This window comes from Modestobacter excelsi (assembly GCF_005930495.1).
GTDB classification, from domain to species: Bacteria; Actinomycetota; Actinomycetes; order Mycobacteriales; family Geodermatophilaceae; genus Modestobacter; species Modestobacter excelsi.
Genome location: NZ_SJEX01000002.1, coordinates 1 through 21,258, shown reverse-complemented (window position 1 = coordinate 21,258; position 21,258 = coordinate 1). Strand labels below are relative to the sequence as shown.

17 protein-coding genes, 3 tRNA genes and 2 pseudogenes are annotated in these 21,258 nt (G+C 68.0%); 10 read left to right on the top strand and 12 right to left on the bottom strand.

Annotation, left to right across the window (positions count from 1 at the left end):
• Nucleotides 1-306: 306 nt before the first annotated feature.
• Entirely contained in the window at nt 307-501 is a 195-nt protein-coding gene (locus FHL80_RS01195; protein ID WP_138731651.1) for a hypothetical protein, read from the top strand.
• Nucleotides 502-848: 347 nt separating this feature from the next.
• Here the strand turns inward: FHL80_RS01195 and FHL80_RS01190 are convergent.
• A pseudogene (locus tag FHL80_RS01190) lies at nt 849-1,259 on the bottom strand (methyltransferase); the annotation flags it as partial.
• A 144-nt stretch (nt 1,260-1,403) separates the two neighbouring features.
• Here FHL80_RS01190 and FHL80_RS01185 point away from each other — a divergent pair.
• Together FHL80_RS01185 and FHL80_RS01180 are read left to right on the top strand one after the other, a co-directional pair.
• Complete coding sequence (locus FHL80_RS01185) at nt 1,404-1,865, top strand: hypothetical protein (protein ID WP_138731649.1); 462 nt, start codon at nt 1,404-1,406, stop codon at nt 1,863-1,865.
• The gene (locus tag FHL80_RS01180; protein WP_138731648.1) at nt 1,837-2,454 is read left to right on the top strand and encodes a hypothetical protein; all 618 of its coding nucleotides are present in this window, start codon (nt 1,837-1,839) and stop codon (nt 2,452-2,454) included. Before FHL80_RS01185 ends, FHL80_RS01180 begins: the two co-directional genes overlap by 29 nt.
• A gap of 1,099 nt (nt 2,455-3,553) precedes the next feature.
• On the opposite strand, the gene FHL80_RS26975 is transcribed toward FHL80_RS01180, so the two are convergent.
• Nucleotides 3,554-3,766: a WD40 repeat domain-containing protein gene (locus FHL80_RS26975; protein WP_369333790.1), complete on the bottom strand. Its 213-nt coding sequence runs from the start codon at nt 3,764-3,766 to the stop codon at nt 3,554-3,556.
• A 481-nt stretch (nt 3,767-4,247) separates the two neighbouring features.
• On the opposite strand from FHL80_RS26975, the gene FHL80_RS26625 reads away from it, so the two are divergent.
• Entirely contained in the window at nt 4,248-7,202 is a 2,955-nt protein-coding gene (locus FHL80_RS26625) for a toll/interleukin-1 receptor domain-containing protein (RefSeq protein WP_138731647.1), read from the top strand.
• 1,111 nt (nt 7,203-8,313) lie between these two features.
• Here the strand turns inward: FHL80_RS26625 and FHL80_RS01165 are convergent.
• The 4 genes from FHL80_RS01165 to FHL80_RS01145 all read right to left on the bottom strand — a co-directional run bounded on the left by FHL80_RS01165 (nt 8,314) and on the right by FHL80_RS01145 (nt 13,233).
• Nucleotides 8,314-8,742 (bottom strand): hypothetical protein, encoded by a 429-nt coding sequence (locus FHL80_RS01165; RefSeq protein WP_138731646.1) that lies wholly within the window; start codon nt 8,740-8,742, stop codon nt 8,314-8,316.
• A complete protein-coding gene (locus FHL80_RS01160; RefSeq protein ID WP_138731645.1) occupies nt 8,729-10,054 on the bottom strand; it encodes a hypothetical protein in 1,326 nt (441 codons plus the stop codon). Before FHL80_RS01160 ends, FHL80_RS01165 begins: the two co-directional genes overlap by 14 nt.
• Before the next feature lie 1,662 nt (nt 10,055-11,716).
• Nucleotides 11,717-12,322 (bottom strand): hypothetical protein, encoded by a 606-nt coding sequence (locus FHL80_RS01155; RefSeq protein ID WP_138731644.1) that lies wholly within the window; start codon nt 12,320-12,322, stop codon nt 11,717-11,719.
• A gap of 599 nt (nt 12,323-12,921) precedes the next feature.
• Nucleotides 12,922-13,233, bottom strand: coding sequence for a hypothetical protein (locus tag FHL80_RS01145; RefSeq protein WP_138731643.1), 312 nt, complete (start codon nt 13,231-13,233; stop codon nt 12,922-12,924).
• 283 nt (nt 13,234-13,516) lie between these two features.
• Between FHL80_RS01145 and FHL80_RS01140 the strand changes: the two genes are divergently transcribed.
• Entirely contained in the window at nt 13,517-13,717 is a 201-nt protein-coding gene (locus FHL80_RS01140; protein WP_138731642.1) for a helix-turn-helix transcriptional regulator, read from the top strand.
• A gap of 235 nt (nt 13,718-13,952) precedes the next feature.
• A pseudogene (locus FHL80_RS26970) lies at nt 13,953-14,807 on the top strand (tyrosine-type recombinase/integrase); the annotation flags it as partial.
• A 152-nt stretch (nt 14,808-14,959) separates the two neighbouring features.
• Here FHL80_RS26970 and FHL80_RS01130 read toward each other — a convergent pair.
• From FHL80_RS01130 to FHL80_RS01110, 5 genes are all read right to left on the bottom strand, one after another.
• Nucleotides 14,960-15,032, bottom strand: a tRNA-Lys gene (locus FHL80_RS01130).
• Nucleotides 15,033-15,150: 118 nt separating this feature from the next.
• Nucleotides 15,151-16,362, bottom strand: coding sequence for a serine hydrolase domain-containing protein (locus FHL80_RS01125; RefSeq protein ID WP_138731641.1), 1,212 nt, complete (start codon nt 16,360-16,362; stop codon nt 15,151-15,153).
• A 423-nt stretch (nt 16,363-16,785) separates the two neighbouring features.
• Nucleotides 16,786-17,637 (bottom strand): hypothetical protein, encoded by an 852-nt coding sequence (locus tag FHL80_RS01120; protein WP_138731640.1) that lies wholly within the window; start codon nt 17,635-17,637, stop codon nt 16,786-16,788.
• A 34-nt stretch (nt 17,638-17,671) separates the two neighbouring features.
• The gene (locus FHL80_RS01115; RefSeq protein WP_138731639.1) at nt 17,672-18,559 is read right to left on the bottom strand and encodes a Rieske (2Fe-2S) protein; all 888 of its coding nucleotides are present in this window, start codon (nt 18,557-18,559) and stop codon (nt 17,672-17,674) included.
• A gap of 58 nt (nt 18,560-18,617) precedes the next feature.
• Nucleotides 18,618-19,109 (bottom strand): hypothetical protein, encoded by a 492-nt coding sequence (locus FHL80_RS01110; protein WP_138731638.1) that lies wholly within the window; start codon nt 19,107-19,109, stop codon nt 18,618-18,620.
• 182 nt (nt 19,110-19,291) lie between these two features.
• Between FHL80_RS01110 and FHL80_RS01105 the strand changes: the two genes are divergently transcribed.
• Nucleotides 19,292-19,819, top strand: coding sequence for a GtrA family protein (locus FHL80_RS01105; protein ID WP_216870327.1), 528 nt, complete (start codon nt 19,292-19,294; stop codon nt 19,817-19,819).
• 52 nt (nt 19,820-19,871) lie between these two features.
• On the top strand, nt 19,872-20,201 hold the full coding sequence (locus FHL80_RS01100) for a hypothetical protein (protein ID WP_138731637.1): 330 nt from the start codon (nt 19,872-19,874) through the stop codon (nt 20,199-20,201).
• Nucleotides 20,202-20,208: 7 nt separating this feature from the next.
• Here FHL80_RS01100 and FHL80_RS01095 read toward each other — a convergent pair whose 3' ends face one another.
• The gene (locus tag FHL80_RS01095; RefSeq protein WP_138731636.1) at nt 20,209-20,862 is read right to left on the bottom strand and encodes an AMIN-like domain-containing (lipo)protein; all 654 of its coding nucleotides are present in this window, start codon (nt 20,860-20,862) and stop codon (nt 20,209-20,211) included.
• Nucleotides 20,863-20,976: 114 nt separating this feature from the next.
• On the opposite strand from FHL80_RS01095, the gene FHL80_RS01090 reads away from it, so the two are divergent.
• Nucleotides 20,977-21,049, top strand: a tRNA-Glu gene (locus FHL80_RS01090).
• A 28-nt stretch (nt 21,050-21,077) separates the two neighbouring features.
• Nucleotides 21,078-21,154: transfer RNA gene (locus FHL80_RS01085), tRNA-Asp, on the top strand.
• Nucleotides 21,155-21,258 lie beyond the last annotated feature (104 nt).

Here is a 21,258-nt window from a genome sequence, read left to right as displayed (position 1 = left end):
CGCGTTGATTCAGCGCGCTGACCAGCACTAATGCCGTTGACTTGTGATGGTCGAGCACGAGGAGAACCGACCGTTTTGCGGACTCTTGCGGACTTTTTGCGGACTGAGCGTCGCGCTCGCCGTAGCGGGCACGGTGCCTCAGTCCGCAACTGTCGTTGAAGGGCGGGCTGCAGAGGCAGCCTCGATCCCGCCCGGCCAAAGGACGCGAGGCGGAACTTCTGGTGCCCGCGTCGTCGCCGCAAGTGCGCCGCCTGACCGACGCCAGGCGGCACGCTCGCTTGGTCGAAGGCCGTTAGAGTTCCGGAGGTGAGCAAGAAGCCGCTCGCCGATGCCCATCGACGCGTTGGAGAGGCCGAGCACGCCGTAGAGCGTCGGATGCTCCAGCACGCCGACAAGCTGCCCGACTCGGATGAGGTGCGGCGACGCGCCCACGGTTTGTCGGCCAACGGCCAACGGCACATTGACGAGGCCAACCGCCTGGACCCCGACGCCGGCAGGTAGCGCTCGCTCCGCCCGAAGCGTGACGGTGGCCAACCGAGACGGTCAATCGCCCGCGCACGGGGTCTCCGGGCCGCGCCAGGGCATGAGGCGAAAGCACTCACCTTCTCAACGACGCTGCTCACCTCGCTCGCCGTACCCGCACACTGCCAGGGCGGCTTGTGGGGATTCAGGGAAGTTCAATGGAGTGCGTTTTCGCAGGTCAGCGCGCTGCCCAATCACCCGGGGACATGCGCGAACCACCTTGAACGACCCGCTCAGGCCACCACAGTGGCACCACGCGGCGGCCGCCAGTCCCCCTCGGACACTCGTCTCACCCGATGTTCGGCGTGCGGAGGCGACCGCCGCCTTCACGCAGGCTCATTGGACTCGTGCCCTGTCCCGGACGCAGGTGTGCACGGACGGATTTCAGACGGGGCTGGCCTCGACGACGCGCATCGGGCTGGCCGTGTCGACACCCGGTCGAGCCGGAAGCCACCCTGTTCGAACAGCGCAGTCAGCTCGGCCGCCGTCCGCGCCCGTCCCCCGGTGACCGTCAGCATGACCAGATCGAGGGTGCGTGGCCGCCGGTCCGATCCCTGCTCGGCGAGAACACCCTCGATGACCACCAGCGTGGAGCCGTCATGCGCGGCCCGTCGGAGCGCGCGCAGGATCTCGACACACTCCTCGTCGGCCCAGTCACGCAAGATCTCCATGAGCAAGTACGCGTCCGCCGCAGGAAGCCGATCGGCGAAGAAGTTCCCTGCCTGGACGGTCATACGCGGGTGCTGTCGTCCAGCGACTCGGCAACCTCGGGCCCCGAGCGCCTATGGGAACCGGCGTACGACGCCGACAGTCAATCCCGCACCGGCGCCTGAGTCTCCGAGGTCACCGCGCCGTTCAGCCTTGCCCCGTGGCCGGCGGGCATGCGGCCGATCGTGCGCAGGGCTGGCCACCCCGGCGCGCAACTGCAGATCACCCACATCGACGACCTCCACGTGACCGCCTTCGTCACCAACCGCACGAAAGGTCAACTCGCCGAGCTGGAGCTGCGGCACCGGGAGCAGGCTCGCGCCGAAGATCGGATCCTGTGGGCGAAGGACACCAGACTCGCCATCCTGCCGCTGCACGACTTCACCCAAGCGCCAGACCTGGTGCGACATCGTGCGGGCGGAGTCCAAAGCACGCGCACCATCGCCATGCAGCTCGGCTTTCGAGCGAACACGACCTCTCGCGCTTTCACAGGCAGGCGTGTCGCTGCGCCCAAAGTTTCGTCACTGAACGTCGCTTTGACGAGCGGTGGGACACTCGCTCGGCTCCTGACGTCTACGGGGGTCCCGATGCCCGATACTTCGCAGCGTGACCGGTCCGACCGTCAACATGGTTGATCATCTAGCGCAGTTTCAACTCCCCCAGCTCGACGGGGGCTCGTGGCCCGAGTGGATTTCCGCAATCGGCTCCGTCTTGGCCCTCGTTTTTGCCGCCCTCGCGGTATGGGCAGCTTTGAAGGCGAACCGACATCAGTCGAGGCAGATTGAGCTTCTACTGGCAGAGCAACAGGAAGCACGGAACAGGGAAGAGCGAAGTCAGGCCGAACTGGTCTACGCATGGTGGGGCAAACTCAGCCCAAAAGAAGGACCTCTGCTTATCAATCGCTCCGGACTGCCAGTTCATAGATTTGTAGCCACCGTCCGCGACTTCCGTGATGTGACGCAAACCTTCGGATCCTCCGTGCTAGCTCCAACCGATACCCCCACGTACTACGAGCAGTTGCCAGACACTTCAAGAGGAGGCTCCGTCGACCGTAGCCAGGCGATCGGCATGGTGATTGGCGTCGAGGTAGAGTTCACGGACAAGAGCTGGACGCGGTGGCGCCGCGACGTCAATGGCGAGCTCCACAAGGTCGGAAAAGCCGATCCATATCCGGAGAAATTGCCACCAGGTGGGCGACCGTTCGATCCAAGCGTACTACGCTAGTAGAACTGGACCACGTTAAAGCGAACGTTGACGAAGCGCTGGATCGGCATCGCCAACCGTTACATAATGCTTCTTACCAACTTTTTAACTGTTGACCACCGCTGGGTGCTGATGAGCGAAGACGAGTCTCTTGCGACTTTCTGCGGACTGAGTGCGGACCGCTACGACTTCTGCCCCAGGCCAGCAAACTGACCGACCGCCGGACTGTCATCCGGCCAAGCTTGTCCCGCCTTCAGGCACGCTAGGCAGGACAGACGACGAGCGACATCTGGGCGGACAGACATATGTGCAATACGGTCGCCCCACTCGTCCTTTAGCCATCCGGCCGCCGCAAAAGCCTACGGATTAAAAGTCCCGACCCGGGGATGTTGACCGGTGCCGACGGATGCTAGTTACGAAGGTCAAAGCCGCCTAACTTGCCGAAGGCTGCCGCCCCCCGTGCCCCGATGGCGGGGAGTCCGCGACCACACTGCGACCACAGCCGCCGCGACTCCTGCAGCCGGCCCTTGACGAGGACGTGAGGCTCCCGATGGGTAAGTCGTCTACCTCAACGAGGCCTCACCCGACGCGAGATTGCCGACTTAACGGAGGGGCATGAGGAGAGTGCGACCCGTCGTCACTACCGTGTCGGCTCCGTGGGCAGGTTTGCGTCGGACTACTGGCCGAAAGGCGTTGCCCTGGCGGTGCTCGTGGTCGCCGGCTCGACACCTCTTCGGTCGAAGGTCAGGGATTTATCGGACTGACACTTCCGGGACGTACCCCTTCGGGTCAGCACGGGAATCGCAGCGGTCGCAGCGGTCGCCATACCGTTCGCCTTCGACGCCCTGAACAACCCTGCGAGGATCCACGTAGCAGCAGCCTTAATCCTGGCTTAGGCGACGGCGACAGGGGTGGTGCGCGCGTCCCCGCCGGTGCCGTCGTTCGGGGTGTGCCGGTGAGGTAGAGATAGACCTCCTCCTTGAGCCCTTTCGAGACCGACCGGGCGCGGGTCCATGCTTCGACACGGTCGCGCCGAGCCTCGCCGTACGGATGATCGGCACCACCGCGAGCGTCACCGCCGCGGAGACGCTGAGTCCCCCGCCCTTCGCCAGGGGTCAGTTTAAAGGCGCCGCCGACACGAGCAGCGCTCCGTCCGTGCTGAACGCCGCATCCGTTGTGGGCCTCGGTGGCCCCTCAGCGGTTCACCGATGGCCACCCCACTGATTGGATCCCAGACCCGCACTGATCCATCGGCGCCGCTGCTCGCAAGCATTCGCTCCTGAGAATCATAGGCGGCATTGGTGGCAGCACCGGAGTGCCCAGCGAAAACCATGCTCGGGCCCTCCTGGCCCGGTCCCACAACCGCACCGTGCCGTCGTCACCGCCGGCCAACCGGGCGTCGGGACGGTGCAACCACGTCGCGACCCCAGGACTCAATAGCGCAGGTCAACCTATGTGCCGGTGGGTATCCAATTCCGTGACGCAGCGGTGACGCACTGGTGACGCCCTAGTTCGCAGACTGTATCGGCGAGGCTCCTCGGCGCTTCGGGGAGTGAAAACTTTTGGAGGAACCGGAGCGTGAAGGCGATGCGAGTCGCCACCGTACCTGACTCTTCATCTAGCCGCCGAGAGCAGCGCGTGTTAGCCGTTCGTAGTCATTCGCGACGCTGGATCGACACGGTGGACCGCGGAGACGAGGTTTCCACCGGCAGGGTCTTCAACAGCGACGGCGGCGAGGTGGCCATGCTGGCCGCTGAGGTGTACCGCCGGCCGATAGGTTCAACCATCATGGAGTTCGCCCCAGGTGGAGTTCCGTGGGTAAGCACATGAAGTTTCGTTCCCTCCCGAAGAGCACGGAGGGCCGGTCAGCCGTAGGAGCCACCGACGCATACGCGGCGTTCATCTCCTACAGCCACGCCGCTGACGGCAAGTTGGCTCCGGCCCTGCAGACCGGGCTGCATGGGTTCGCTCGGCCCTGGTTTCGACTCCGGGCGCTGCGCGTGTTTCGAGACCAGGCCAGCCTCTCAGCCAATCCCGGGCTGTGGACCTCCATCCAGCAGGCGCTCGGAAGCTCGGAGTTCTTCGTCCTGCTCGCCTCCCCCGAAGCGGCTCGCTCGCCCTGGGTGGGACGCGAGGTCGCCTTCTGGCTGGAGCACAAGTCACTGGCAACGTTCCTCATCGTGCTCACCGACGGCAAGGTGGTCTGGAACTACGTCGATGGGGACTTTGACTGGACTCGGACCACGGCGTTGCCGCCATCGCTGCACGACGTTTTCTCCGAGGATCCGCGCTACATCGACGTGCGCTGGGCGCGGGCCGAGGAGGACGTGTCCCTGCACAATCCGCGGTTTCGCAACGCCGTGGCGGACGTCGCGGCGCCGTTGCACCATCGGCCCAAGGATGAGCTGATCGGAGAGGACGTCCGCCAGCATCGGCGGACGATTCGCTGGGTGCGCTCCGCGGTGGCGACACTCACGATCCTGCTAATCCTCGCCCTCACCGCCACCGTCGTCGCCGTCGACCGGCAACAAGCCGCCCAAGAACAGCAGCGCATCGCCGAAGAACAGCAGCGCGTCGCCGAAGAACAAGCACGGACGGCCATCGCCCGCCAACTCCAGGCCCAGGCCGAACTCCGTCTCGACCAAGACCCACGCACGGCACTGCGGCTTAATGAAGTGGCCGTCCACATTCATCCCGGTCAGGAGACCCGCTCGGCGCTGATAAACAACGTGCTCACGACTCCGTACCGGGGAATCCTCACCGGCCACACCGACCTGCCGAGCGCGGTGGCGTTCGCCCCCGACGGCCACACCCTCGCCTCCGCGAGCCTTGACGGCACCGTGCGGCTGTGGAACACCAGCTATCCGACCACCTCCACTGAGCTTACCGGCCACTACTACGGGGCATTGTCAGTGGCCTTCACCTCGGACGGACACACCCTCGCCTCCGCCGGCTACGACGACACCGTGCGGCTGTGGAACAGCAGCGATCCGACCAATCCCACCCCACTTGGCGCTTGGCTGACCGGCCACGGCGGCGCGGTCTGGTCGGTGGCCTTCGCCCCGGACGGGCACACCCTCGCCTCCACGGGCGAGGACGGCACCGTGCGGCTGTGGAACACCAGCGATCCGACCAATCCCACCCCACTGGGCGCTCCGCTGACCGGCCACGACGACACGGCCACGGCGGTAGCCTTCGCCCCGGACGGGCACACCCTCGCCTCCGCCGGCGAGGACGGCACCGTGCGGCTGTGGAACACCAGCGATCCGACCAATCCCACCCCACTGGGTTCCCCACTCACCGGCCACACCGACTCGGTCCGGTCGGTTGCCTTCGCCCCCGACGGGCACACCCTCGCCTCCGCCGGCTACGACGGCACCGTGCGGCTGTGGAACACCAGCGATCCGACCAATCCCATCCCACTGGGTTCCCCACTCACCGGCCACACCGACTCAGTCCGGTCGGTTGCCTTCGCCCCCGACGGGCACACCCTCGCCTCCGCCGGCTACGACGGCACCGTGCGGCTGTGGAACACCAGCGATCCGACCAATCCCACCCCACTGGGCGCTCCGCTGACCGGCCGCGACGGCTTGGTCGTGGCGGTGGCCTTCGCCCCGAATGGACAGACTTTGGCCTCCGCCAGCGGCTTGCCCGGCGCCGCAGGCACCGTGCGGCTGTGGAACACCAGCGGACCCGCCGCCCCGACCCGATTGACCGGCCACGACGGCCCCGTCATCGCAGTTACCTTCGCCCCCGACGGGCACACCCTCGCCTCCGCCGGTGAGGACGACACCGTGCGGCTGTGGAACACCAGCGATCCGACCAACCCCACCCTATTGGGCGCTCCGCTGACCGGCGACGGCGGTGCGGTCTGGTCGGTGGCCTTCGCCCCCGACGGCCACACCCTGGCCGCCGGCCACGAGGACGGCACCGTGCGGCTGTGGAACACCAGCAATCCGACCAATCCCACCCCACTGGGCGCTCCCCTGACCAGCGACGGCGGTACGGTCTGGTCGATGGCCTTCGCCCCCGCCGGCCACACCCTGGCCGCCGGTGGCAACGACGGCACCGTGCGGCTGTGGAACATCAGCGATCCGACCAATCCCACCCCGCTCACCGGCGACGGCACGGCGGCCGCGGTGGCCTTCACTCCCGACGGCCACACCCTCGCCTCCGCCGGCCTCGAGAACGGCACCGTGCGGCTGTGGAACACCAGCGATCCGAGCAATCCCACCCCACTGGGCGCTCCGCTGAGCGGCCACGACGGCTTCGTCATGGCGGTGGCCTTCGCCCCGGATGGACACACTCTGGCCTCCGCCGGCGGCCCGGTCGGCGGCGACGACACCGTGCGGCTGTGGAACACCAGCGATCCGACCAATCCCACCCCACTGGGGTCCCCACTCACCGGCCACACCAACTCGGTCCGGTCGGTAGCCTTCGCCCCCGACGGGCACATCCTCGCCTCCGCCGGCGAGGACGGCACCGTGCGGCTGTGGAACACCAGCGATCCGACCAATCCCACCCCACTGGGGTCCCCACTCACCGGCCACACCGACTGGGTCCGGTCGGTGGCCTTCGCCCCCGACGGGCACACCCTCGCCTCCGCCGGCGACGACGGCACCGTGCAGCTGTGGAATCTCACCGACCTCATAGAGTTCCGAGCGCATGACATGGAGCGTGCTTGCGCCATTACCGGCGGTGGCCTGAGCCGCGACGAGTGGGGGAGCTACGTCTCCGGTCTTGACTACGTCGACGTCTGCGACACGTGATGTGGCTGCGGAGCCTGCTAAGGCCGCGCCTAACTCCTCGCGCGGTCGGGCCTGTCCTGCCACGACCTCTCAGCTAGGGCGTGTCCCCCAAACGGTCGCCTGGCCACGCTCAAACCATCTGGCTCAGGCGTCGGCTGGCCCGATGCCAGCCCGGACAATGCGACCACACCGCGACCACCAGCCGCATAAGCCCTGCTCAGACGTTGCGCCCGCGGATACCTAATCGGCAGGCTGCTCACACCTGGCCACCGTCGTCCCACAAAGGGGGTGGCGGTGAATCTCAGCGCAGGGCGAGGGGTACCGACCGTTCAGCGGATGGACTGGCCGATTCAGCCTTGGACCCGGACGTACGCCGCTGCCGCTCGCCCGAAAGCACTGGTAGCACCATGATTGTGCCGTCTTGGCTCAAGCCGACGACGCTCCCGTCGAGCAGCCTGCGCTACAACGCCACGGCTCCAGCCCCGGATCGACGGTGTTCGGGCTCCGATGTTCGCCCGCGCACGTGCCCAGCTACGAGGCCGCCCCGCCTGGTCCAACGAACCACCAGTCCTAGCCACACACGGCGCAGAGGTGCGCAAGGGCCAGCCGCACGCGCCGCGGAAGACCGGGTCGCTCATGGGCCGACTTCCCTCGCGGCGCCGACCCGTCGGCTCACCCACTTTCAGCCCGCGTTCGTGCAGCGGGTCAGCGATGAACCGGTAGCCAAAGGCGGGGTCGTCGTGGTGGATGTCGTAAGCGGCGTTCAGCTCCAAAGCCATTATGCGCCGGACACTGCAGCTGGGATGCGTCCTGCGGGATGGCCTGACAGTCGCTAATTGAGGTGTCGCATTGGGACTGGGACGACGTGCACCGGATTAATAGCCGGGGCAGCGCGCGCCTAGCCCTACGATGACCTCCCGAGAGCCAAGTGGCCCCATATGTCAGCGCGGCTCGGCGGGGCCGCGATCGGAATCCGCGCCACAACTAGGAGTGGCGACAGTTGAGGTGCCATTGGAGCACCACGAATTTTCCCGCGGCGTTGCTATGGCGAAGGAAACCCATTAATTGTACGGTAGCTAAGGGAACAAGCACACCGCCAGCGAGAGTGACCGCGGTAAGACGATCCGCTCGCTTACAGCTGAGTCACCGACCCTGGATCGGCTAACTGATATTCAATAGACACATCGGCATGTCGCGATGCTAATGCGGCGTACGCGTCTCCAGCTTCTTTGGAAAGCTGATATGTCGTGATAAGCATTTTGGCCTCAGCGTGCTGCCGCCGGTTTTCAAGCCAACGCTCTATAATTCGTCCGATGGTCACCACTGTCACCCCCGTGACAGCAACCAAAGCTGCCACCGTAATGGGTTCAGAGGCGAGGTCCCCACGACGATCCAGGTCCCTAACCACCTCGACTTGATCCAAAGAATCGTTGTCGAGCTGACTTGTAATGTATCTGACGAGATCCTCTGTGTCATCGCCGGCAGATACCGACATAACCGTGTCGAACTGACCTCGAAGATCATCGACTTGTGCGCCGAGATCGTGCTCAGTCCATACCACTTTTTCCTCCTTGGCTCGACTTCCAGTGCTGACTTAGCTCTGCTTGTATGCTCGGGAATCCGCAGTCCTTGTAGTCGCGTGGAATGGCGGGGTAGCTGTTGCAGTAGTTCGCGGAGTATTCAGGACATGCCACGTGGTGACACAACCGGTTCGCAGGGTCGACCCCGACCTCGCTCGCCCGGTGGACCACGCTATACATAGTCAAGAATCGCTTAAGCTGCCACTGAGGAATTTCCGTATCTCCGACAGTTATCAGCGTCGAAGACGCCTCGTTCTTATAAAGCTTGACGAACGACACGGGCGGCGCGAGGTCTAACAGAGCACCCCAAAATGCCGCCTCTTCGACCCAGGCGGGTTGGGCTAGCAGGTACCGGTATGCTGGCTGCGCCCTTGACCGCTCATCCCACTCGCGAGCCTTTTCGGTAAGAAAGGGGTGGGTCAAGGCTCCTGCCTCAGACGAGGCATACAGCCAGTCATCAAGATTTACGCGGTGATAGGGGCTCCCGAGGAGTTTGGCGTCCTGCGAATCGGACTCGTAATCCAGCCGACTGACAATGTCTTCGACAAGCCTCGCCCACTGCCGGGGTTCCGGATAAGACAAGAAACCGTCAAGGCGGCCTGCGTCCATGTGGGACTTCAGGGCACCTAAGAGCTCGATGAAGGCGCGGCACGGTTCCGACGTACAAAAGGCTCCATTGACTAGTGGGACGGTGCAAACCAAGGCAACATCTTCCCCGAGCACTTCCCGCACGATCTCATAGCCGTCGGAGTATGCGGGGAACCGCTTGCACCACCGACGAAAGGCCTTGGGACTCGTTCGGTCCGCAGGATTCACCTGGGTGACCTGAAACTCGGAAATGCTTGCGGCCGTCTCGAGAAGGTCCTGCGGACTTATCGCCCAGTGGTGCTTCGCCCCAGGAGGTGCAGGAGTGTCTGGGCCTCCGAGAGCAAAGGTTGCCTCACCTATCTGCCAGATCTGCGAAGGAAGCGACAATCGATATAGCTCGGGAAGCAGCACATCCCAAGCGTGGAGGCCCTTACCCTGGCTTGCCATCTTGACGTACGCCTGAATCATGACGCGATGGGACAACACGGCATACCTGTATAGAAACGGGAGCCGCAGCCCCTGCCAATAGTGGTAGATCTCATGGAAGAACGTATTGGGTCGGCTCGAGAATTGCTTCACCCAGGCCGCCCGCAGGCTCTCTACATCCCCAGTATCATTCAATAAGGCGGCGACATCGACATCGAGGTCGTAGGGTTTGACGTGGATGTACATTATGAAGGTCGACTGATTGACGTACGATCTCATCTGACGATCCCCCGCTTCTTAACTGACTAAGGTTGGTGCTTCCGTCCTCGGCGCACCTAGCGGACTTCCACCCGGCGGCCAAGGGCCCGCACCGTAGTTGGCGAAGCGTCACCGCTGCGTCACCGTGGCCTCATCGGTCACCCGTCATGGGTCTTATGCAGCGCCTGCCGGCGTCTTGACCGGCCGTCAATTTGGTTGCAGCGTGAACAGGACCCTCCGCATGACGCCTCGGTCGAGGATTAGCCTGAAGGCCCACGGCGGCGTGACGTCACGGATCGCTGTGCCGGACGTATGAGGTACTCCGATCCATCAACCAGGGCCGACCCTTACCGTCGACCGGGCCCAGCCAAGTTTCGTGCCGTCTTCATGCGGCCCCGGAGCCAGCCGGTGACGTGCTTACCGCTCGTGAGGGTCACCGGCTTGGGTGGGATGACGCGGGAGACACCCGGCCGGGCCAGCGCCGCCTGCCAGCTTCGACTCGAGCCCTTCGTCGAGCGTTGGCCTCCACATGCCTCCAACGTCGGAGCTTCTTCTCAGCGTGGCGTCATAGCGGCGCGTACATAAGTTCGACAAGCCGGGCGTCCTGATTCGGGGATGTAGACCAGCACCAGTGCGGCGGGCTCGTCTGTCAGGGATGCAGAGTCACTTGATTCGCGCCTCGGCCTGGAACAGGCACACAGCTCGCCTTTATCCGAGCCAGTTCCGGTCGATAGCCCTTGCGTTGGTCGCCACTGGCCTCACCTAAACAGCTCGACACAAACAGGGACCCCCACATGACAACGACTCCGCGCCTGTGAACCCTTGCGCGGCCAGCGAGCCTGCTCGCGGTCTCAGCCGTTGTCACCGTCGGGCTCGCGGCCTGCGGGGCTGGCAAGGCCGATAGCACCGCTTCACCGAGCCCATCAAGCACGGCCGCCGTCGCCTCGACGGCCCCCACTCCAATCGCGACAATGTTGACGCCTGCAGACACTCTGGCAGCGGACCAGGCCCTTGTTCGGAGCCTTTACTACTTCGACTCCCAGGCCACCGAGGGCACATTGGCCGACGACGCCGCCGTCACCGTTAGTCATAATCACCCGACTACAACTACACGGCGTCGAAATGCGAGGCATCCAGCCACAGTCTGGGGTTGACCGATGACTACATGGCATCCCTTGTGCCAGACACGGCACGGATGGCGCTAAATCCGGATTGGGCGCTCTCTTCGACGAGTGGCCGCATGCTGGAATAAAGCCGGGTGGACGGGTGTATATCCTTCCCGTGGAGTTCTCTCAGAGCGACCCCCATGTTGACTTGACGACACTTCCACGTATCAGGTCCACGTACCAATACTTGACGGAACCGCGTACTTCTTCTAGCAGTGCGAGTAGCGAGCATGCCGCCAGTAGTTCCGGGCCACTGGCCCTTTCCCGGCGTCGAGCCAGTCGAGCACGACGACCTAGACCTTCCCGCCCGGCCAGACCGCGACCACGGCACTCACCCGCTACAACACCGTGACCACCGTCTACGTCCAGGTCCTCTTACCTAAAACATCGCTCAGAGCGACGTGAAGGGGCATCTACACCGCACCCTTGGGGTCCTGGCCCAACCGACACCACGCGCGCTTCTCAGTCAGAAGCGCGACCAACGCCGTTCCCGCCGAGGTTTCACTCGACCGATAGCTCATCGCTTGGTGTCGATTCTTGCCCCCCTGATCCGCTGGCGCTCCCGACGGATGAGGTTTTGTGAGCTGACCCAGATCGCCCAGATGCCGCCGATTCCTGTAGCGACTGTAAACGGAAACGTGAGCCACGGAACTCTGTCAAAGGCCGACAAGGCGGACACGGCAACTAGGCCAGCCGTGAGCAAGCTTACGAGCACAACTGCGGTGACCCAGAGGAGAGGGACCCAGCCCCGCCGACGCCGACCCTGATGCGCGAGCCAAGCGGCCGTCACCGCCAGTCTCGGTCGATAGGAGGCGCAATCCCCGACTCCCGTCACCACCGCAGAACCGGGGTGACCGGAGGGGAAGCCGAACTGCATGAACGGCATGTCGCTCCGTATGGCGGAAACGCCGTCGAAGATCTCGAACCCGCTGGATGCCACCAAAGACACGTCTGACACGTAGCGAGCCCCTGTCCCGAGACCGGCCCCGCGCGTAGCCACCTGAACCTTCGGGTAATCATCGGTGCTCGTCTGCTCGTCCTTTACCAGGACGATGACGGGCTGCCCCATGTCTGACTCCATGCGCTCCGCGAGCTTCCAGAGAGTCGAGATGCTCAAGGTCATCGACGGCAATCGGATGACGTCCGGGTTCAAGGGGTGTCGAAGGGTGCGAACTTGCTTCAGGCGGGGAGCCACAGAGTAATCGTGCACCAGCCGGTACCAGGGTTGGGGAGCCGACCCGCATAGCAGGCGTCATCAAGGCATGACCGCATCACGACGTGGGCCCAGTGGGTGCTGGGCGCTCACCATTGCACCCCGGATGGCATCGACCAGGCCGTCGACGAAGCGGGCCAGCGAAGTGCGTTCGGCCAGCTGCTGCAGTGCCTCGCCCAGCGGCACCCCGGGCCGGGTCCGATCACGGGGCAACCGCCGGCAGAAGGGCCGTGCCCAGGCAGTCGCGTGCGGCCATCACCTCGAGCTTGATGTCGGGGCACCGCGCCAGGGACAACCCTCATGCTGATCAGGCGCGGTGACCCAGCCGCGAAGCATCGGGCCGTCTCGACCTCAGCAACATCACCCGCGCCCCGCAGACCGGCATCAGACGCCCCTCCGCCGCCACTGCCGACAGGCGAGATCATGACCGACACACCTCATGCACCCGCGGCTGCGCAATTCGTTGTGACGAGTTCCAGAGCGGTCACTCCCACTCGGTGTCGGCCGCGTCAGGCCAATGGCGATCCGCCGACGAGCGCCAGAGCCTTCTCGTAGCGCCCGCCGAAATCGACGCGAGCGATGTCCCCGAACGCCCACTTGGTCGGACGCCCCTCCCCCTCGGCCCGCGGGGTGATTTCCAGCAGGTGCACCGATCGGTCACAGAAGCGGACGGGCGCCGCGAGCGCTCGTCCCACGAAGTCGTCCGGTCCACCACGCCGCTTGACCCTCGACACGTCGCTCAATCGCAGCGCGACGTAGCCGTTCAGGTCGATGCCCGGCGAGAAGACCGCCAAGAGCACCCAGGCGCTTCCGATGGTCATGACAAAGCCGTCGATCTTGTCGCACCGGGGGATGCTCCTCAAGATGCGGATCAGCGACTGGTCGCGAGCTGCCGCCTCCAGCTTGTCGCGGACATCCGCGCTCTACCGCACATCCCTCCAGGGGTGACGTCTGAGGACGCCGGGGTGACGTCGGGGTGACATGCACGCCGCCTCGGCCCAGGCCATCGGGGACGAGCGCTGACAGCGATGGAGCTTGATCGACGCCTGCTGATCGCAGTCATCTGTCGGGCCGTCCGCCAGAAGATCGCACGGGGAGGCATTCGTGACCGTTCGACTGCTCACTACCGAGGAGGTCGCCGCTCGCTTCCGGACCAGCCCGGCCACCGTCCGCTACTGGCGCCACACGGGCATCGGGCCCGCCGGCGTGCGAGTCGGCCGTCGCGTGCTTTACGACGAGCTTGAGGTCGACCGCTGGTGGCAGTCGAAGGTCGGCGGGGACAAGGCCACCCGCGTCCACAGGTGACCGCGCACCGTCGCCACGTGTCCGCTTCATCGGGCAGGCTCGGTCAGAAGCGCTTCGCCCGGCACACGCGGACAGGAGGTCCCCTGCCGTGGACGGCTCCATCACCCGCATCACGCTGAGCGATGGGACCTCTCGCTACCGCGCGCGGTACCGCGATCCCGGTGGTCGGCAGCACGAGAAGCGGTTCGCCCGGAAGGTCGACGCGCAGCGCTGGCTCGACGAGGCGACGTCCGCGATGGTCACCCAGACCTGGACCGCGCCGGACCGCGGCCGGATCACGGTCGCCGCGTGGGCAGACCGGTGGCTCGCGGCGCAGACGCAGATCAAGCCGAGCACGCGGTACCGCTACGAGGGCCTGCTCCGTACCCACGTCCTGCCCACCTGGGGCACCTATCGCCTCGCCGACGTCACGCACGCTGAGGTCGCCAGCTGGGTCGCCGGGCTCCGCGCGAACGGGTCCGCGCCGGCCACCGTGCGTCAGGCGCACCGCGTCTTCGCGTTGCTGCTCGGACTGGCCGTGCGGGACGGGCGCATCCCGCGGAACCCCGCTGATCGAGTGCCTCTCCCCCGTATCACCCGCGACGAGCCGCGGTTCCTCAGTCGCGAGGAGGTCGAGCGCCTCGCTGCTGCAGCGGGCGACGACGGCGACGTCATCCGCCTGCTTGCCTACACCGGTCTGCGGTTCGGCGAGTTGGCCGCTCTGCGAGTGCGCCGCGTCGACTTCCACCGTCGCCGGCTCACCATCGCGGAGTCGGTCACCGAGGTCGCCGGCAAGCTGGAGTTCGGTACGCCGAAGACCCACCAGCACCGGAGCGTGCCGCTACCGGCCGCGTTGGCCGACGGGCTGGCCGCGCGGTGCGAGGGCAAGCAGGGTGACGACCTGGTGCTGACCACCTCCGCGGGTACCGCGCTGCGGCTGCGGAACTGGCGCCGCGTCGTCTTCGACCCCGCCGTCCGCGCATCCGGGCTGACCGACGTCACCCCGCACGATCTCCGGCACACCGCCGCCTCACTGGCGGTGGCCAGCGGGGCGACCGTCAAGAGCGTTCAGCGGATGCTCGGGCACGCCTCGGCGGCGATGACGCTCGATGTCTACGCCGGCCTCTTCGACGACGACCTGAGCGATCTGGCGGCGCGGATGGACGCGGCCGCGCAGCAGGCCGCCGACAGTCTTGTGGGCGTCTTGTGGGCGCCACCCCAGGCGAGCAACCCGAAGCAGGGCAAACGCTCAGGTAAGCGCGGTGGGCCCCGTGGGGATCGAACCCACAACCCGCGGATTAAAAGTCCGCTGCTCTGCCAGTTGAGCTAGAGGCCCGGTGGGTGCAGACGACCCTCCAGACACCCACGACGCGACGCGGAGGCGGTCTGGAGGCCGCTCGCTGCAGCCCGCAGCGAGGCTACCGCCCGTTCCGGCCGGCGAGTCGACGCAAGCCCTAGCCGGGCGGCATCGGCGGTGCTTCACCCGGTGCCACGACAGCCCCGATCAGCCGGAACAGGTGGTCAGCGGCGTTCGGGTAGTTGCCCTCGGCGTCGAACGCACCGGGCAGGTACGTCACGGCCACCGCGATGGCGATCTGCTGGGAGGGCAGGTACGCCGTCGTCCCGCTGATCCCGGCCAGCAGCGGGTCCTGCAGGATCCACGACCCGGAACGGACGACGCCCAGGCCGAAGTTGTACCCCTCTACCTGCGTGAAGCAGGAGGGCGCACAGCTGGGGTCCGAATGCCCGAAGCCGAGGAGGTCCGGGTCGGTCATCGCGTGGTAGCTCCCCTCGGACAGGAGGGCGCCGGTGCCGACCTGCGCCGCGGTCGTGGCCAAGTCATCGATGGTCGTCGTCTCGTTGGCGCCCATCGGCGTGCCCCACTGCGTGTTCCAGAACGTCGACTCCTCGTAGAAGGCGGTCGCCGGCGGGATGCCCAGCGCGGCCCGGCGCTCGGAGCTGAAGGTGTGGAGGACCGGGTCGGGGACGTCGGAGGTCACCGACGCCACGGTGTCGGTCAGCCCCATCGGGTCGAGCACCTTCTCCTGCAGCAGCTGGTCCAGCGGCTTCCCGCCGATCCGGGCGAGGACCTCACCGAGGATCATGAAGTTCGTGTGCGCGTAGCTCCAGTTCGTCCCCGGGGCGAACACGGCCGGACGGCTGAACGCGTACGCGAGCCGCTCCTCGAAGGTCCAGATGTGGAACGGGTCCGCGCTCCACGCGGCCTCCCAGGCCGGGTCGGTCTCGTAATCGGGATACCCCGAGGTCTGGTTCGCCAGCATCCTCAGCGTGACCTCGTCGGCCTCGGGCAGGTCCGGCATCCAGCGGTCGATGGTGTCGTCGAGCCCGACCTCGTGCTCGTCGACGAACTGCATGAGGAGCGTGCCGAGGTAGGTGAAGGCGACGGCGCCGTTGCGGAAGTGCATGTCGGTGGTCGCCGGCACGCCGTCCATCGACGTCCCGAACGCCTGCCTCGCCACCACCTCCCCGCCCTGCGTGACCTCGACGATCACCGCGCGGAGGTGACCGTCGGCCATCGCGGTCTGCACAACGCCCGCGACCGCCGACGCCGTCTCCTCCGGCGGAGCCGCAGCGGAGGTCGTGGCCGCACCGGACGGCACCGCGGCCGTCCCGAGCGTGACCACGGCCAGGACGGCTGCCGGCACGAGGAGTCGCTGAGCAGTTCGGGTCCCGTTCTCGCTGCGGAGCATGGTCATGAGACGCATCCGTTCGGGCTCGATCCAGCGTGGCCTGTCGGCCGACCTCGGGGCAGGCCGTCCGGCGGAGCCTCCCAGCCGGCGCTGCGGTGCCGGCGATCTCGACAGCGGAAGCCGCCGACGAGCGAAGGGTCGTCACTCCGTGTGCGACAGCCATGATCCGAACACCACCGGATGAGGTGCGGACTCCAGGACCGCCCGACGCGCGGTTGGGGACGGCTCGGGGATCGGCCGAGGGCTCAGAGCACGGTGAACAGCACGAACAGCAACGCGGTCAGCACGAGCGAGACCAGCAGCGAGCCGAGGCAGCCCAGCCGGCTGGAGAAGAGGAACACGTCCGGACGGTGCCCCGGCGACGGGCCCACGAACCGCTCAGCCGGTGCACACCCGGCCGAGGAACTCCTCCAGCTGGGCCTTCTGCGCGTCGTCGAGCGGCAGGTCCACTGGCACGCTGCCGCCGTCGCCGACCGTCACCGCCAGCGGGAAGACGAACGGCTTCTTCGTCTCGGCGAGCGCGTGCGGGTCGCAGCGCGCCGCGTCGAAGGTCACCGGCAGCCGCAGCTCGTCCCGGTCTGACGGCAGCGTCACCGGCAGGTCGTCCTCCAGCACCGGCTGCAGCACGACGCTCCCCCCTAGCCGGGTGACCTCGACCGGGTCATCGCCGGAGCGCCGGGTCAGCACCACCACACCGGTCGTCGTCGTCCCCGCCTCGGTCAGGTCCTCCACCGCGATGCCGACGACCGCCAGCACCCGCTCGACCGCGCACTCGGCGTCGTGCACCTGCGCCATCGTGTCCCCGGCCAGGGGCACCCGCAGCTCCTCGGTCGTCCCCTCCGGCCGCACGACGGTCACCCGCGCCGCCACGGGGTCGACCCCGGTCGCGCAGTCCACCGCGCCGAACGGCGTCGGGAGGTCGATCGTCTGCCCGGGCGCGTACGCCGCCGCGACCGCCCGGGCCGGCACCGGGGCGAACCCCGGCGAGTCCAGCTGCACGGAGGTCACCGTGAACGGTGCCGGGCCGGTGTCGGTGAGCCGCACCTGCACCTGCCCGCCGAGCGCGGCGTCGGTGCGCAGCTGCACCGCCTCGCCTGCGATGCCGGGGACCTCCGGGAGGACCTCGGCGGCCGGCGTGGAGGACACAGCTGGAGCCGCCGCGGGCTCATCCGCGCCGCTGCAGCCCGCCAGGACGACGACCAGAACCAGACCGACGGCCGCTGCCCGCACGGCCGAAGCCTAGGTCCGGGTCAGCCGCCGGCGGTCACTTCGAGACGTGCCGGTTCGGCAGCTTCCCGAAGACCCGGCCGGCCTCGTACCTGACCTCCAGCCGCTCCTGCGCGCTGGCCGTGGGCCCGCGCCGGGGCTCGCCGCTCTCCAGGTCGAACGCCGAGCCGTGCCACGGGCAGACCAGGCAGTCGACCCCGCGCACCTCCTCGACCGTGCCCTCGGCGAGCGGTCCACCCACGTGCGCGCAGGCGTTGACGAAGGCGTCGACCCGGGCACCACGGCGGACGACGGCGAGCCCGACCGGCGTCCCCTGCCCCTCACCGGTCCGCAACGCCGGGCGCCCCTCGGGCAGGTCGTCGAGGGGGCCGAGGTCGATCCACTCGGTGGTGAGCTGCCGGGCCTCGGTCACCGCGTGGTTGGCCCCGGAGGACTGCGCGTAGGACATGTGCCCGCCGATGGAGGCCGACGCGCTGGCCACCCCGAGCCCGCTGTAGGCCAGCACCCGACCGAGCGTGCCGTTGCCCCGGCGCCGGGCCACCAGCGAGCCCATGTAGAGGCCGAGCGCGGCGGTGTTGGCGACCGCGTGCAGGGCGCCGAGCCGGCGGACGGCGTCGTCCTGCTCCGACCAGTCGGCCGCGCCGGCGAGGGCGGCGGGCAGGCTGGCTGCGACGCCGGTGCCGATCAGCGCGGTGGCAGCCGGACGGGCCGGCGGTACCGCGTCCAGGATGCCGGCGGACAGCCACGTGCCCACCGGGACCATGGCCAGGATGGGGTGCAGCGGGTGGCCGAGCCAGGTGCCGTGCAGCAGGTCCTTGAACGCCTGCGGCCGGAGCACCTTGTTCACCGCCGCCCGCGCGCTCTCCAGCGACTTGTCGAACGACGACACCTCGGACAGCCGGTCCAGCACGGCGAGCAGGCTCATGCGCTCGCCCATACCCGTTGGGGGCCACCGGAACCGGCCCGGCGGACCGACGCCGGGCTCACCCGGCCGTCGTCCAGTCCGTCCCCTCGGTCAGCACCGCGATCGCCGCCGCGCCCACCTCGTCGACGTCCCCCGCGAGCTCCGCCAGCGCATCGCGCAGCGGCCCGGCAACGCCCTCCTCCGGTGAGCACAACCGCAGCGCCAGCCGGTCCGCCGCCGTCCGCAGCCGCTGCGCGGCCGGCACGTCCCCGGCCGCGTAGGCCGGTGCAGGTCCCGGCCAGGCGACCCCGGCCTCGGCACACAGACCCGGCAGCCGGCGCAGCAGGCCGGCCGACGCCGCGGCCGTCCGCCAGGCGGTGCCACCGGTCAGCTCCGGCGGGCAGGTCAGCGTCCCCTCGGCCCAGCGCAGCACCCCCAGGACGTCGCCCCACACCACGTCGGACAGCACGCTGCTCGCCGCCCCGGCCGCAGGCGACCGGTGCGCCCGCACGAGCACCCCGCCGAGCGAGGGGTCGTAGAGCCAGGGACGCCGAGGGCCGGTTCCGCGCACGGCACCACCGTGCCGAGGGCGGGGGGGGAGGCGGCTGACAGCCGCCTGTGACCTGATCGTGACCACTCTCCGTGATCGACCTCACGGAGTGTCAGCGCGCCGCGCGGGGAATCCAGGTGCGCACCTGAGACTTGTCGGTGGAGCATGCAACCGTTGAGCCCTCGGCTCTCGAAGGAGTACACGTGACCTGCCCGTCCCTGCTGCGCCGCACCACCCTCGGTGGCGCGCGCGAGGCGGGTTCCCTCGTCACGGCCGAGCTCCACCGGGCACCCCAGCTCCTCAGCCTCCTGCGAGCCCGCCTGCACCAGGACGACGCCCGGGCCCAGTTCGTCCGCTTCGTCGTCGTCGGCGTCGTCTCCAGCACGCTCTACGCGGTGCTCTTCATCGCGCTCGGCGGCCTGGGCGATCAGGTGGCCAACGTCGTCGGCGCGGTCGCCTCCACCCTGCTGGCCAACGAGATGCACCGCCGGCTGACGTTCCACGCCGGAGCGCGGGTCTCCTGGTTCGCCGCCCAGTGGGAGGGCGGTGGGCTGGCCGTCATCGGCCTGGTGGCCACGTCGCTCGCACTCGCCGGCGTGCACGGCCTGGTCGGCGACGTCGGCGCGGTCGCGCAGCTCCTCCTGATCGCCGCGGTGACGGGCGCGATCGGGCTGATCCGGTTCGTCGCCCTGCGCAGCTGGGTCTTCACCACCGCTCCGCGCCGGGACTGACCTGCCGCCACGTCGAGCCGCGGGAGGTCGCCGTCCGCCCTACCCTGCTCCCATGGACGATCGACTGCACCGAGCTGCCCGCGGAGCCGTGGGCGCCGCCGCCGGGGTCCTGCTGCTGCTGCCGCTGGCGGCGTGCAGCTCGGACAACGTGGACTGCTCCGGCGGGACCTGCACGGTGACGCTGGAGGGGGACGGCGCGAAGGCCAGCATCCTCGGCAACGACCTGGCCTTCGTCGGCACGGAGAACGGCAAGGCGACCGTGTCGGTCGGCGACGCGAGCGTCTCCTGCGCCGAGGGTGAGAGCGTCTCGGCGGGGCCCCTGTCGATCACCTGCACGAAGGTCACCGACAACTCGCTCGAGCTGACCGCGAAGGCCGGCTGACCGCCGGTCACCCGGCGGTGGCCACCTCCACCACCACGCGGGACGGCCCGGTGAGGGAGTAGACCCGGAAGGGCGCGCGGGTGGCGGTCCCGACGACGGCCGCCGAGGTGCCCTCGAAGGTGCCGTCGAAGAACACCCCCTGGACGACGTCGGTGCCCGAGACCGGCACCGCGCCGCGGGCCACCTCCTCGGCACCGGAGTCGTAGGGGTAGCTGGTGCCCTGCAGCGTCACGCCGAGGTACGCCGACCCGGGGACGTCGATCGCGGCACCGCTGCCCTGCGCCGACGGGGCGTCGACGTACTCCACCGACCAACCGGGCGTGCCGCTGCCGGACAGCTCGAAGACCACCCGGTCGAAGCCCTCGTGGGCGGCCGCGCGCACCGCGGTGACGGTCAGGCCGTCCGGGTCGACCGCCTCGGCCACGTCGGCCCGGGTGTCGCCCGGGAACGGCGTGCTCCCGGCCTCCTCCCTGGCCGGCGCCGCCGACGAGGCGGCCACCTCGGAGGACGTGCTGCCGGCGGCGGTGGTCGGGGCGGCGACCGACACGCTGCCGGTGGAGGCCGCGGCGTCGGGGGCGGTCTGCGCGGCGCACCCGGCGGAGAGCGCGGCAACGGCCAGGCAGGCGAGCCCGGTCATCCGGGAGGGACGTCGTGTGAGCACGACCGATGCTGGCACGCAGGGCGCTCCGGATCGGCTCGCCACGCGGCGTCCGGGCCCCCGTGCGGGGACCCTCCCGCGGCCATGTATGGTTCTCCCTGCCTCCAGCGACCACGAGCCCCCATCGTCTAGCGGTCCAGGACGCCGCCCTTTCAAGGCGGTAGCACGGGTTCGAACCCCGTTGGGGGCACGCACGACAGCACCACAGTTCAACGCAAGGCCCTGTAGCGCAGTTGGTTAGCGCGCCGCCCTGTCACGGCGGAGGTCGCGGGTTCGAGTCCCGTCAGGGTCGCCATCCGGTACCAGCACCCACTGGTCCCGGTGCTGGGGCCAGGTAGCTCAGTCGGTACGAGCGCTCGCCTGAAAAGCGAGAGGTCGGCGGTTCGACCCCGCCCCTGG